General features: G+C 56.6%; 11 protein-coding genes. 3 read left to right on the top strand and 8 right to left on the bottom strand.

All coding sequences use genetic code 11. From position 1 onward, the window contains the following. The first annotated feature begins 49 nt into the window (after window positions 1-49). Window positions 50-2,872, top strand: a complete 2,823-nt coding sequence (gene ppc, locus MIM_RS04860; protein WP_042069981.1) for a phosphoenolpyruvate carboxylase — start codon at window positions 50-52, stop codon at window positions 2,870-2,872. 44 nt (window positions 2,873-2,916) lie between these two features. Here ppc and MIM_RS04855 read toward each other — a convergent pair whose 3' ends face one another. The 6 genes from MIM_RS04855 to ispB form a co-directional block, all read right to left on the bottom strand. Beyond that, window positions 2,917-3,639, bottom strand: coding sequence for a flavin reductase family protein (locus tag MIM_RS04855; RefSeq protein WP_084458918.1), 723 nt, complete (start codon window positions 3,637-3,639; stop codon window positions 2,917-2,919). 96 nt (window positions 3,640-3,735) lie between these two features. Then, window positions 3,736-5,595 (bottom strand): dihydroxy-acid dehydratase, encoded by a 1,860-nt coding sequence (gene ilvD, locus MIM_RS04850; RefSeq protein ID WP_025371643.1) that lies wholly within the window; start codon window positions 5,593-5,595, stop codon window positions 3,736-3,738. Between the two features lie 41 nt (window positions 5,596-5,636). Continuing rightward, window positions 5,637-6,365 carry a glutamine ABC transporter ATP-binding protein GlnQ gene (glnQ, locus tag MIM_RS04845; RefSeq protein ID WP_025371642.1) on the bottom strand — a complete coding sequence of 243 codons (729 nt, stop codon included), beginning with the start codon at window positions 6,363-6,365 and terminating at the stop codon, window positions 5,637-5,639. Next, a complete protein-coding gene (glnP, locus tag MIM_RS04840) occupies window positions 6,362-7,072 on the bottom strand; it encodes a glutamine ABC transporter permease GlnP (RefSeq protein ID WP_025371641.1) in 711 nt (236 codons plus the stop codon). The genes glnQ and glnP overlap by 4 nt, the downstream gene beginning before the upstream one ends. 138 nt (window positions 7,073-7,210) lie before the next feature. Then, window positions 7,211-7,972, bottom strand: coding sequence for a glutamine ABC transporter substrate-binding protein GlnH (gene glnH / locus MIM_RS04835; RefSeq protein ID WP_025371640.1), 762 nt, complete (start codon window positions 7,970-7,972; stop codon window positions 7,211-7,213). Window positions 7,973-8,174: 202 nt separating this feature from the next. Then, complete coding sequence (gene ispB, locus MIM_RS04830) at window positions 8,175-9,140, bottom strand: octaprenyl diphosphate synthase (protein ID WP_025371639.1); 966 nt, start codon at window positions 9,138-9,140, stop codon at window positions 8,175-8,177. Window positions 9,141-9,283: 143 nt separating this feature from the next. Between ispB and MIM_RS04825 the strand changes: the two genes are divergently transcribed. Then, complete coding sequence (locus tag MIM_RS04825; RefSeq protein ID WP_025371638.1) at window positions 9,284-10,204, top strand: ATP-binding protein; 921 nt, start codon at window positions 9,284-9,286, stop codon at window positions 10,202-10,204. Then, window positions 10,201-11,175 carry a Nudix family hydrolase gene (locus MIM_RS04820; RefSeq protein ID WP_025371637.1) on the top strand — a complete coding sequence of 325 codons (975 nt, stop codon included), beginning with the start codon at window positions 10,201-10,203 and terminating at the stop codon, window positions 11,173-11,175. The genes MIM_RS04825 and MIM_RS04820 overlap by 4 nt, the downstream gene beginning before the upstream one ends. Window positions 11,176-11,355: 180 nt before the next feature. On the opposite strand, the gene epsC is transcribed toward MIM_RS04820, so the two are convergent. Both epsC and MIM_RS04810 read right to left on the bottom strand, forming a co-directional pair. Then, the gene (epsC, locus tag MIM_RS04815; RefSeq protein ID WP_025371636.1) at window positions 11,356-12,315 is read right to left on the bottom strand and encodes a serine O-acetyltransferase EpsC; all 960 of its coding nucleotides are present in this window, start codon (window positions 12,313-12,315) and stop codon (window positions 11,356-11,358) included. A gap of 356 nt (window positions 12,316-12,671) precedes the next feature. Then, window positions 12,672-14,108 carry an efflux transporter outer membrane subunit gene (locus MIM_RS04810; protein ID WP_245592814.1) on the bottom strand — a complete coding sequence of 479 codons (1,437 nt, stop codon included), beginning with the start codon at window positions 14,106-14,108 and terminating at the stop codon, window positions 12,672-12,674. Window positions 14,109-14,111: the final 3 nt, after the last annotated feature.

Raw genomic sequence — 14,111 nt, 5'->3', positions numbered from 1 at the left:
AAGAGACAACGTGGACAACGTGGACAACGCAAGCACAGACAGAAATGAAATGCAGCAGGACATTCGGCTGCTGGGCAGGATCCTTGGGGCAGCTATTCGGGAATCGGAGGGCCAGCCGATTTTTGACGTCATTGAAACGGTGCGCCGCGCCGCGGTACGCTTCAAACGGGAAGGAATCCCGCAAGAACGCGATACCATGATCAACAAGCTGACAGCCTTGTCCGATGAACAGGCCAATACCCTGTCGCGTGCCTTCAGCTACTTCCTGCATCTGGCCAACCTGGCAGAAGACCGGGATCAGCAAAAGCGCCAGCGCCGCAGGTTGCTCAGCAGGAACGACCCGCAAACCGGCACCCTTGGGCACACCCTGACTGAGCTCGAACGCCATGGCGTGCAGCATAGCCAGGTCCGGGATTTTCTGGCCAAAACCATGATTGTCCCGGTGCTGACAGCCCACCCAACGGAAGTACAGCGCAAAAGTACGCTGGATCTGCACCGACATATCAGTCAGTGCCTGGTGGACCTCGACAGCCGCCTGACCGAAGAAGAAAGCCATCAACTGGCTCTGGCGCTGACCGGCTATATCAAAACGCTCTGGCTGACGCGCATGCTGCGTTTTAACAAACTGACAGTCAATGATGAAATTGAAAATGCGGTGGCCTATTTCAACACGACCTTCCTGAAAGCGATCCCTACCCTGTACACCACATTTGCACGCAAGCTGGGCGGGCCGCCCGACAACGCAGCGCTGATGCCCACCTTTCTGAAAATGGGCTCATGGATTGGCGGTGACCGCGACGGCAACCCCAACGTGAACGCCGACACGCTCACCCATGCGATGAACCGCCATGCCACCACGCTGTTCGAGTACTACCTGTCACAGATTCATCTGCTGGGCTCCGAACTGTCGCTAAGCACCTCGCTCACGCAGGTTTCGCCGGAACTGGCCAGCCTGTCCGACAATAGCCCGGATCAATCACGCCACCGGCTTGACGAACCCTATCGCCGCGCGCTGATTGGCGTATACGCCCGTCTGGCAGCAACAGCCAAACACCTGACTGCGCACGACCTGGCCCTGCGTAATACGGTGCCGGCCGAGCCGTATGCAGACCCGGCGGCGTTTGCGGCGGATCTGGCCGTCATTGCCCGCTCTCTTTGCGATAACCATGCCGCAGCCGTCGTACCCCTGCGTTTGCAGGAACTGCAGCAGGCTGTGGCCGTGTTTGGCTTTCACCTGGCCGCACTGGATCTGCGACAAAGCTCCGATGTGCACGAACGCATTCTGACCGAACTGTATCAGCGCGCTGCCATCAAATATGACGGCAAGCCGGTGCAATACGACCAGCTTGACGAAGAACGGAAAATTGCCTTGCTGCTGGCCGAGCTGGATGATAGCCGTCCCCTGGTGTCGCCCTGGCAGCAATACAGTGAAGAAACCCGCAAGGAACTGGCCATTTTGCAGGCGGCGGCTACCGTAAGGCGCCACTACGGCCACCACGCGATCACCCAGTATATTGTTTCTCATACCGAAACCCTCAGTGATCTGCTGGAAGTGCTGGTCCTGCAACAGGAAACCGGGCTGATCTCACAACAGCGCGATGACTCGGGCCAGCGTTTGCCGGTGACACACGGCGACGGCCTGATCGTTGTACCGCTGTTTGAAACCATTCCCGACCTGGAAGCCGGCCCGGCTATTATGGACCGCTGGCTGGCCTTGCCACAAGTGCGCGAACGCGTCATCCATGCTCAGGACAATATTCAGGAAGTCATGCTGGGTTATTCGGACAGTAACAAGGATGGCGGTTACCTCACCTCCAACTGGTCTTTATATAACGCCGAATTGCAACTGCTTGAGGTGTTCCGTCGCCATGACGTGCGCCTGCGCCTGTTCCATGGCCGGGGCGGCTCGGTCGGGCGTGGCGGCGGTTCCAGCTTCGATGCCATCCTGGCACAACCACCGGGCACGGTAGACGGACAAATCCGGCTGACCGAACAGGGTGAAGTGATTCAGACCAAGTACAAAAATGCCGAAAGCGGACGCGTGAATCTGGAACTGCTTGTATCAGCGACATTGCTCAGCAGCCTGGCGCCGCATGAGGAAACGCGCAAGGACGCGGAGACCCTGCAGCGCTATACACAAGCCATGGCCTGGCTGTCCGATACCGCTCAGCATGCCTATCGTCGGCTGGTATATGACACCCCGGGCTTTGTTGAATACTTTTTTGCAGCAACCCCCATCAATGAAATTGCCGGGCTGAATATCGGCTCACGTCCCGCCTCGCGTAAAAAGGGTCAGCGTATTGAAGATCTGCGCGCCATCCCCTGGGGCTTCTCCTGGGCGCAATGCCGGCTGATGATCACCGGCTGGTATGGTGTGGGTACCGCGATTGATACGTTCATTCGCCTGGGTACCGGCAAGGACGATGGCAGTACACCGCAATCACGCACGCAATTGTTGCGCGACATGGCTGCACACTGGCCGTTTTTCCAGACTGTGCTGTCCAATATGGAAATGGTGCTGGCTAAAACCGATATGGACATCGGACGGCAATACAGCGAACTGGTCGCAGACCAGCAGATACGCAGCACGATCTTCGGCATGATTGAAAAAGAATTCGGCTTAACGCGCGATGCCCTGTTTAGCATCAAACAGCAGGATCTGCTGGCCGACAATCAACCGCTGAAAGCCGCGTTGCAGGAGCGCTTTGCCTACACCGATCCGTTGAATTATCTGCAGGTCGAAGTCATCCGGCGCCAGCGTGCGCTGGAGGATGCCGAAGAAGAACCCTCCAAGCTGGAACAAGTACGCAGCCAGCGTACCATCCATCTGACCATCAATGGCATTGCCACCGGTCTGCGCAATTCAGGATAGTCGCAACAGCAGGCGCTGCCGCTGGCGCGCCTGCATGCGCATTGTCACAGCACTTTGCTGAACAGGCTGCGGCGGCTGATGATCCTGCCGGCAACCATGAATACCCCATCGCCGGTATAGTGCAGCGTTTCCGGATGGGCCGGTCTGGTAGCAACATGCGCCTTCACAATTTCGAAGATGAAATAATTATATTTATCGACCAGCACATCGTCATGCAGTTTGCATTCAAACGCAGCATGGCATTGGTCAATAAGCGGCGCGCTCACCTGCTCTGCGGGGCTGGCTGTCAATCCAAATGCGGAGAATTTGTCCACCGAGCTACCGCTGCAATTGCCAATGCGACAGACAATATCCGTCAGCGCAGTGGTAGGCAGATTGATAACGCACTCACTGCTTTTGCGAATCATATCGAAACTGTGATTGCCAGATGAAATAATGCAGCCGAACAATGAGGGGGCAAACTCCAGAATGCAATGCCAGCCCATGGTCATGATATTGTGGCGCCCCTGCCAGTGCGAGGACACCAGAACAATCGGGCCTGGCTCAAGATAACGCCGTGCTTCGCTTACCGGAAAATCCCTTTTACGCGGTGTGCTCAGGCGCTTGCTGATTGCCGGACTGCCCTGCAGTCTGTTGGCTGCGTCGGGTACCAAAGAATCGGCTGTGTTGCGACCGGATCCCGACTTCGCGGCAACCTGTCCTTGCGACGGGCGCTTTGCCCTGCTATCAGCCTTACCGCTATCTGCCGCTTTATCTGACTTGCTCATCTGTGTCTCCTGATTTTGAATACAACAGGAAAATACGCGACAACACTGAAGGGCTTTACAAAGAAAAACGGCCGGATAAACCGGCCGCGCTTCGCTTTATTTTGTCAACTGACTGATGTCGCGTACTGCACCGCGATCGGCGGAAGTAGCCATCGCAGCATAGGCCTTGAGCGCCTGTGATACATAACGCTCACGATGCACCGGATGCCAGGCGCTTTGGCCGCGATTCTCCATCTCGGCACGACGACGCGTCAGTTCGGTATCATCCACGGCCAGGTTAATGGTGCGATTGGGAATGTCGATTTCAATCACGTCATCGTCATGCACCAGACCAATGGTACCGCCCTCTGCCGCTTCGGGAGAAGCATGACCAATCACCAGACCTGAGGAACCGCCAGAGAAGCGACCATCGGTCAGCAATGCCGCCTTGGCGCCCAGTCCCTTGGATTTGAGATATGAGGTGGGATACAGCATTTCCTGCATGCCGGGTCCGCCTTTGGGGCCCTCGTAGCGAATAATCACGACGTGGCCTTCCTTGACCTTGCCACCCAGAATACCGTCAGTCGCATCTTCCTGGCTCTCGAACACAATGGCCCGGCCGGTAAATTTCAGGATACGTTCATCCACACCTGCGGTTTTAACAATACAGCCATTTTCCGCCAGATTACCGTACAGCACCGCCAGACCGCCATCCTGCGAATAGGCATGCGCCTTGTCGCGAATACAACCTTCGGCACGATCCAGATCCAGTTCGGCAAATTGCCGATCCTGACTGAAGGCGACCTGAGTTGGTACACCGCCAGGAGACGCTTTATAGAACGTTTGAACCTCTTCCGAGGCATGACCGCTGTTCACGTCCCAGGCATCAATCGCCTTGCCCAGCGTACCACTGTGTACATTCCCGGCGTCTGCATCGAGCAGGCCCGCACGACGCAATTCACCCAGAATGGCGATCACGCCGCCAGCGCGGTGCACGTCTTCCATATGAAATTTATTGGTGGCCGGCGCGACTTTACAAACACAAGGCACATGGCGCGAAATGCGGTCAATGTCTGCCATGTTGAAATCCACACCTGCTTCCTGCGCCGCGGCCAGCAGGTGCAGCACAGTGTTGGTTGAGCCGCCCATGGCCACATCCAGGGTCATGGCGTTCTCAAAGGCGCTTTTGCTCGCAATAGAGCGCGGCAGCACCGATGCATCGTCCTGTTCGTAATAGCGCTTGCACAACTCAACGATCAGCTCACCAGCACGCTCGAACAATCCACGACGACGGGCATGGGTCGCAACGATACTGCCATTACCCGGCAGGGACAGGCCCAGCACTTCGGTCAGACAGTTCATGGAATTGGCGGTAAACATACCTGAACAGGAGCCACAAGTCGGGCATGCGCTGCGTTCCACGGCATCTGTTTCGGCGTCCGACACCGTCGGATCACCCGCCTTGATCATGGCGTCAACCAGATCCAGCTTGATCACTTTGTTGGTGTCCGGCGCAAGTACTTTACCGGCTTCCATCGGACCACCGGAAACAAACACCACAGGAATATTCAGCCGCATGGCAGCCATCAGCATACCCGGGGTGATCTTGTCGCAGTTGGAAATACAAACCATGGCATCGGCGCAATGTGCGTTGACCATGTATTCGACCGAATCGGCAATCAGTTCGCGCGATGGCAGCGAATACAGCATGCCGCCGTGCCCCATGGCAATACCGTCGTCCACCGCAATCGTATTGAACTCTTTGGCTACACCGCCGGCCGTCTCGATGTGCCGTGCGACCAGTTGCCCCATATCCTTCAGGTGCACGTGCCCCGGAACAAACTGGGTAAATGAGTTGACGACAGCAACTATCGGTTTACCGAAGTCGCCATCTTTCATACCGGTGGCGCGCCACAAGGCACGCGCACCGGCCATATTACGACCGTGAGTCGACGTTTTGGAACGATATTGGGGCATGACTGACTTTCATCCTGGAAAAAACGGGGGAATCCGCTAATTTACACCACATGCTGCAGAAAGTCTTTCAAACGCTGACTTGGCGGTGAAGACAATAGCTCCGCCGGTTTACCGTCATGGGCAATTTTGCCGTTATCGATGAAAAGCAGGCGACTGCCTACCTTGCTGGCAAAGTCCATTTCATGCGTCACCACCACCATGGTCATGCCCTCTTCTGCCAGATCCTTCATCACTTTAAGCACTTCGTGACGCAATTCCGGATCAAGGGCCGAAGTGGGCTCGTCAAACAGCATCAATAAAGGCTTGACCGCCAGTGAACGTGCGATAGCTACCCGCTGCTGCTGGCCGCCAGACAGTTCGCTCGGATAATGATTCATTCTTTCGGCCAGCCCCACTTTTTCCAGCAACGCGATCGCTTCGGTACGCGCCTGCTGCTTTGATACGCCACGAGACTCCAGCGGGCCGAACATGACATTTTCCAGTGCCGTCAGTTGCGGAAACAGGTTAAATTGCTGAAAGACCATGCCCGCCTCGCGGCGCAGTTCACGCACCTCGGCCTGCGTGCCGCGCACGCTGAGTTCGCCAACCCGGATATCGCCTTCCTGAATGGTTTCCAGAGCGTTAATACAGCGCAGGAACGTGGATTTACCGGAACCGGATGGCCCCACCACCACCACTACTTCGCCCTTTTCGATGTTCAGACTGATATCGTTCAGAATCGTATTGTCGCCGAATCGTTTGACGACATGTTCAAATGTAACCATACTCATACGTTACGCATCCTGTGTTCCATGATTTTCAGAACGAGTGCAATCAGCCCGTTCAAAATCAGGTAAATGACGGCGACGGCACCCCAGATTTCTACTGCGCGAAAGTTGGCAGCCATGATTTCCTGACCCTGACGGGTCAGCTCGGCCACGCCGATCACGATGAAAAGCGATGAATCCTTCAGACTGATAATGCACTGGTTGCCCAACGCCGGAATCATGCGGCGAAACGCCACCGGCCAGATAATCTTGAGCAGAATCCGGTAAAAGGAAAGGCCCATGGATTGGCCTGCTTCGAACAGCCCCTTGGGTACAGACTGCAGCGCGCCGCGCACGATTTCGGCAATATACGCTCCGGAATTAATGATTAAAGTGGCAATGGCGGCCGACATGCCATCCACGCGCACGTCCATGAGCAATGGCAGGGCAAAATAGATAAACATGACCTGCACCACGATAGGCGTGCCCCGCACCACCAGTACATAGATCTGGGCCACCAGACTCAGCAACGGCCCCAGGATGCCGGTAATCAGATTGCGGCGGATGGCTTCGGCTGAAAACAGCGACGGAATGTAGGTTCGGATCACACCCGTGATGGCGCCCAGCAGCACGCCGCCGAACAGCCCCCAGAATGTAATTTTGATTGTGACCCAGGTGCCTGCCAGCAGGCTGGGCAGCGCATCCTGAATAACGGAAAAGTCAAAATCCATATGTTATATCCTGTTTGAATAGTGTGGCCGGAAAAAGCAAAATCCGGTGACTGTATCCGCATGGAGACAATCACCGGATCACTATCGTCGGCGATATAGCACCCGCGATGTATGGTTATACACGGGGAGCGCAGGCAATTACTTCACTGCCTGACCAAACCATTTGGTATAGATTTTGTCGTATTCGCCATTTTCTTTCAGCTTTTTCAGCGATGCGTTGACCTTTTCGATCAGGTCGCTGCCTTTAGGAAAGGCAATGCCGTAGAAATCGCCACTCTGGACAGAGCCAGTCACAACAACCTTGCCCTTGCCGCCGGTGTTGGCGTAATACTGAACGTTAGGCGTATCGTGGACGACCGCATCGACACGGCCGGTGGCCAGATCAAGAAAGGCGTTGTCGATATTGGGGAACAGTTTGACCTTGGCATCGGGCACTTCCTTTTTCAGGAAATCAACCGTGGCAGTACCGGTTTTTGCTGCCACGTCCTTGCCGGCCAGGTCTTTGGCGGTCTTGATGCTGTCCTGATTCTTCACAGATGTGAGGATGGCAATACCGCTTTCGTAATATGGATCAGAGAAATCAATGACCTTTTTGCGCTCATCCTTGATGGTAATACCAGCCAGCGCAACGTCGATATTCCTGGTTTGCAGTCCGGGAATGATGCCGTTGAAATCCATGGGCTGCAGGCGGTATTTAACGCCCATATCCTTGGCCAGCGCGTCCCACAACTCAACGTCGAAACCCACATATTTGCCGTCCTGCTTGAATTCGAAGGGCACAAAGGCGGTATCGGTGGCAACCACAAGCTCTTTGTCCTGTGCCTGAGCAACGGTAGTTGCCGGCACGGCCAACGTGATGGCAAATCCCAGTAAGGCTGCTTTCAGTTTGCTCTTGATCATCTTGAACCTCAAAAAAATTATTTTTTAAATTCAGGCCGTACGCCAGTGGGCTGGCCGTGAACACGGTTTTACCAGACAACTATAACCCAATTTTTTATCGGACGCGCGCAGGCAGATTCGCCACTCAGGTAAACCCTGAGCGGCATGAGCAATGTTAAGAAGCGGGATGTGACTGACAGAGCGCGGGTGGCCACGCTATAAATTAGCGGTCACGTTCAGTAGCAAAAGTGCAAAATGCCAGCAACGATTCCCGGCACTCGGAGTCGGGGAACGCCTGCAACGCAGCGCGCGCGCGTTCAGCCTCTTCGCGGGCCACCTGGCGGGTGTATTGCAGGGCGTCGGTGTCGTTGATGGCACGGGCAACTTCGGCAAAATCGGCTTCGCCGGTTTCAATGGCCTTGTGGATCAAGGAACGCTGCTCCGGGGTGCCCACCTGCATGACACGAATGAGCGGCAGGGTCGGCTTGCCTTCCCGCAGATCGTCACCCACGTTCTTACCCAGCGATTCCACATCGCCCGTGTAGTCGAGCACATCGTCTATTAGCTGAAAGGCCGTGCCCACGTAGCGACCATAATCGGCTGCAGCGCTCTCCTGCTCTGGCGTCACACCGGCCAGCAAGGCACCGGTTTGCATGGCGGCTTCAAACAGTTTGGCCGTTTTGTAACGAATCACCTGCAGGTAACGTTCAACCGAGACATCGGGATCATGCACATTGAGCAGTTGCAGCACTTCGCCTTCGGCAATCACAGTGGTTGCCGCAGACAATACCTGCATGATCCGCATGGAGTCGAGCTCAACCATCATTTCGAACGACCGGGAATACAGATAGTCGCCTACCAGTACACTGGCGGCGTTACCAAATACCGCATTGGCCGTATCGCGGCCGCGACGCATATCCGATTCGTCGACCACGTCGTCGTGCAGCAATGTGGACGTATGAATAAATTCAACGACCGCAGCCAGGGTATGATGCGCCTGGCCCTGATAGCCGAAGGCCCGGGCCGCCATCAGGACCAGTGCGGGTCGCATGCGCTTGCCACCCGCGCCAATGATGTATTCACCAATGGTACGGATCAGAACAACGTCAGAGTCGAGTTTCTTGCGGATTACGCCATCCACGGCGCGCATATCATCGGTGATGGGACGGATAATCTCTGGGAGGTTCAAAGCAAATCCTGAAGCAGAAAAGGGAAATAACTCACGGCAAGCAGTGATTATATTCCAGGCCGCCGCAAGAAACAGACAAAGGCCTTTTTTTGATGATAATGTATGCGTTTTGACCGCTATTGACCCACATAGGACACACGCAAGTGAGCAGCCCCGATTCCCGTCCCGACCTCTCTTCCCTGATCGAACGCGCCGATCAGGTTCTGCGCCAGCTGGCCGCCTGGCTTCCGCCGGCGCCTCCGCCGGTAGACTGGAGCGCACACGCTTTCCGCTGGCGCCGCAAGGGCTCCACCGGCTGGCTTGAAGCGGTCAAACATATTTCCAGCATTCACAAAGACGATTTGCTGCATATCGAACGCCAGCGCGACATCATTGATCGCAACACGCGCCACTTCCTGCAGAAAAAGCCGGCAAACAATGTGCTGATGACCGGCGCCCGTGGCACCGGCAAGAGTTCTCTGGTCAAGGCCATGCTGGCCGAGTATGCGCCACAGGGCCTGCGCCTGGTGGAAATGGATAAATCTGACCTGGCCGACCTGACTGATCTGGTTGACATTGTTGCCGGCCGCCCGGAGCGATTCATTATTTTCTGCGACGATCTGTCGTTTGAAGAAGGCGAAGCCGGCTACAAGGCCCTGAAATCGGTACTGGACGGCTCCATTGCGTCGGCCGGAGAGAATGTGCTCATTTATGCCACCTCCAACCGCCGTCATCTGATGCCTGAATACATGAACGAGAATTTATCCACCAAGCATCAGCCCGACGGCGAAATTCACCCGGGTGAAACCGTGGAAGAGAAAATTTCGCTGTCCGAGCGCTTTGGCATCTGGCTGTCGTTCTATCCGTTCCGCCAGGACGACTATCTGGATATTGTCGCGCACTGGCTGCGTGAACTGGGTTGCCCGCCTGAATTTATCGCGGAAAGCAGGACTGAAGCCCTGCAATGGACGCTTGAGCGTGGCTCGCGTTCCGGCCGGGTAGCCCGGCATTTTGCCCGTGACTGGGCAGCCCGGCATATGCCGGCCAGCACATCCGGGCAGGCCGACAGCGGAGCCGAGCAATGAATGCCACAAAACCGTATATCAAAGTCGTCGTCGGCGTCATCCTGAATGAACAAACCGGCGAGATCCTGCTGGGTCAGCGCCCCAAGGGCAAGCCCTGGGAAGACTGGTGGGAGTTCCCCGGCGGCAAGATCGAAGAAGGTGAATCACAGAAGCAGGCACTGGTACGCGAACTCAAGGAAGAACTGGGCATTGACGTACACACCTGCACCCCATGGGTGACATTCACCTACGAATACCCGAAAACCATTGTCAATCTGGCTTTCTGGCGGGTCACCGGCTGGGATGGCACCCCCAGGTCACTGGAAGAGCAGCAACTGGCCTGGACCACGCCTGAAGAGGCCAACAAATTGGGAGAGTTGCTGCCGGCCTCCCTGCCCCCACTGCGCTGGCTGCGCCTGCCCCCTCACTATGCCATTTCAAATATTCAGCAACCTGAAAACAGCCAGGCATGGCTGGCCAATCTGCAACAACAACTGGACCAGGGCGTGAAACTGGTGCAATTGCGCGAGCCGTCCTGGCCCGATGGTCCGGCCGCAGCCAGTCTGAAGGACGTATTCGAACGTGCCATTGGCTGCTGCCATGCCGCCGGTGCCCGGGTACTGATTAACAGCGTGCACCCCAAAGCCTGGTGGAAGCTGGCCGACGGGGTGCAATTGCGGGCACAGGACGCACTGCTGGCCGACGCCCGTCCGCTGCCTGAGGAAAAATATCTGGTCGGCGTCTCGGCACACAACACGGCCGATGCACTTTACGCGCAGGTGCTGGGTGCCGATTTTGTCGTCCTGGGACATGTGCTGGAAACGCCATCACATCCCGATCAGCCGCCACTGGGCTGGGACGGTTTTGCCAGCATCGCCGGCGAGGCAGGCCTGCCGGTGTATGCCATCGGCGGTCAGTCAGCCGCCACGCTGGAGATCGCTCGCGAGCACGGTGCGCACGGGATTGCTGCGATTCGTGGACTGGCAGGTTAAGGCTGCCGGTTAATTCGGCCAGTTAAGGGTCGCACCAGATGCGGCTCATTTGTGTTGTTCCGCCATTGCCCTGACGGCAGGGCGAACCTCAATCCTTAACCACAGATGCAATCACTGGGAAAAAACAGCCTGTATGATTTTTTCATACTGGCTTCCTCGGATATTCAACAGTAACGCGTCTTAATCACAGTTGCCATTGAACAACGCCTCCTTGTTGCTGGAAGATGCCTGACGCACGAAACAGCCCGGGGCGACATCATGAGTAAGCCAGACGTTACCGCCCACCACGGCACCCTTGCCGATAGTGACCCTGCCCAGCACCGTTGCACCAGCGTATATGACCACATCATCTTCGACTATCGGATGGCGTGCAATACCCTTACTCAGATCGCCGTTGCTGTCTGTCGGAAAACTCTTGGCGCCCAGCGTCACGTTCTGATACAGCCGCACCCGTTCACCGATAATTGCGGTTTCACCAATCACCACACCGGTACCATGATCAATAAAGAACCCGGCGCCAATTTGCGCCCCCGGGTGAATGTCAATGCCGGTCTGACCATGGGCCAGCTCGGCGGCAATGCGCGCCACCAGCGGCACGCCCAGCGTATACAGGCAATGGGCCAGGCGGTGGTAGACCATGGCCAGCACCCCGGGGTAGCACAGCAGTACTTCGTCCACACTTTTAGCTGCCGGGTCACCGGAATAAGCGGCGTAAACATCGGTATCCAGTAAGCTGCGTACGCCCGGCAACTTGCGTGCAAATTCCCGCGTGATGTCTACCGCCGTTTTTTCCAGTTCGGCCGGATCCGCATCTTCGTTTCTATGCTGATGGCGTACCTCAAGGCGCACCTGAGTCAGCAATGTATTGAGCGCAACACCGATGGTGTGCCCGACATAAAAATCTTCATTTTCCTGCAACAAATCGTTCGGGCCAAGACGCATTGGAAACAGCGCACCAATCACCAGCTCCAGCGCCTCGTTGATGGTTTGCGGCGACGGCAGATGGCGCCCACCCATTTCCTTGAGACGATTCTGGTCGGTGCGCCATTTGAAGCGCGCGTCGCGCAGGCCCATTACGATTTCATCCAACGGGAAAGTCTGGGGATTGAGCGAGGAAGACTCGCATTTATAAATTGGCATAACACTGAAACCTGTATGAAAACCGGGATAAAAAGCAATAACAATATAACGATTTTTACCACACTATTTCCATCGCACCGGAAGAACCCTTGTGGCATCAGGGCATTTTAGATCACAACGGGTCAACCTGGCGGATTGATCCTGGCGCCCTGTCAATCCGCGTCGAACCGTCAGATTGATGCATGTTTCGTACTGAGTATGAAGGGCACACAGTGCGCGAGAACCCGGGATTAACGCAGCCGCGGGCATTGCGATAAATTGGGCAGACCCTGAACACTCAGTCAGGGTGCCACATCGCTACAGGGCTCCAGGACTCCCGGGCGTCGGCCCAATCGGTTCCCTGAAATCCGCGTTTATTATGGCGCCGCGCTGCCTTGCAGCGCCTGTTTATCCCAGCCTCCGCCCAGCGCCGCAATCAACTGCACACTGGCCTGCAAACGCTGGCTTTCCAGTTGCAGGGCGGTCTGTTCAGCCGAATAAGCGTTTGATTGCACCTGAGCGACGCTTAAGTAATCAACCAGTCCGGCCAGATACTGGTTCTGGGTAATCGCAAGCGACTGGCGGGCCGCAGTAAGCGCACGCATCTGTGCCGCCTGCTGCCGCTCCAGTACACGTAGGGTGCTGATGGCATCTTCCACTTCCTGCAGACCGGTCAGAACGGTTTGGCGATAGGTTGCCACTTCAGCGCGATAGGAAGCCCTGGAGGCATCCACCGCCCCCGCACGTGCACCACCATCAAGCAACGTCATGGCCAGCGACGGTCCGAGTGACCAGAATTGCAACGGCGAGGCCAGCCACTGTGCCAATGTAGCGGTGGTATTGCCGATGGAGCCTCCCAGTGTCAGATCGGGAAACCAGGCGGCCTGGGCCACGCCAATCTGTGCATTGGCTGCCGCAACCCTTCTCTCGGCAGCCACGATATCGGGACGACGTAGCAACAGCGTAGATGGCATGCCCACAGGAATGGACGGGAATGTCACCTCGTAAGGCCGGTCCTGAATAGCGAATGCTGCGGGCGGCTGGCCAATCAGCACTGCAATCGCATGCTCGGCCGTATTGCGGTCCGCTTCAATCGCGATGGCAGAAGCCCGCGCACTCTCCAGCTGAGCCTGGGCACTAACCACGTCGGCACGGGCCGCCACGCCCTGCTCATAGCGATTCTGGTTAATCTGTACCGAACGTTCATAGGCGCGGACATTGGCCAGCAGCAAACGCTTGCGTTCGTCCAGCATGCGCAGGGCGAAGTACTGCTGGGCCAGAGTCGATTGCATGCTCAGACGCGCAGCAGCCACATCGGCCCTGCTGGCCTGTTCATCGCTTCTGCTGCTCTCGTACTGTCGGCGCAGCTTGCCCCATAAGTCCGCTTCCCATTGCAGAGAGGCCGAGCCGTTCACCGAATTGCCAATACCGCTGGCCGTTTTGGCCCGGTCACCTGACAGGCTGAAACCCACTGTGGGGAAAAAGGAAGAGCGTGACTGCGCCGCTGTCGCCACCGCCTGATCGTAACGCGCCACCGCCTGAGCCAGTGTCTGATTGGACACATTCAGTTGTCCGATCAGCTGGTTCAGCAGAGGATCCTGATAGCGTTGCCACCAGCTATCGCTGGCCAGGGGTTCGCCCGGTCGGGCCTGCACCCAGCCCTGGGCCGATTTGAAGCTGCCCCCCGTATCCTGTTGCGGGACGACATAATCGGGGCCCACGGCACACGCTGCCAGCAACAATAAAGCAGCAGTCGCGGCGGTCAGGCGGAAGGGGCGGAAGAAGGGTTGCACGGCATTTCTGGTCATTTTCATACA

It is taken from the genome of Advenella mimigardefordensis DPN7, from assembly GCF_000521505.1.
GTDB lineage: Bacteria > Pseudomonadota > Gammaproteobacteria > Burkholderiales > Burkholderiaceae_B > Advenella > Advenella mimigardefordensis.
Note: the sequence above shows the minus strand (reverse complement) of the source record. Positions and strands in the feature narration are given on the sequence as shown.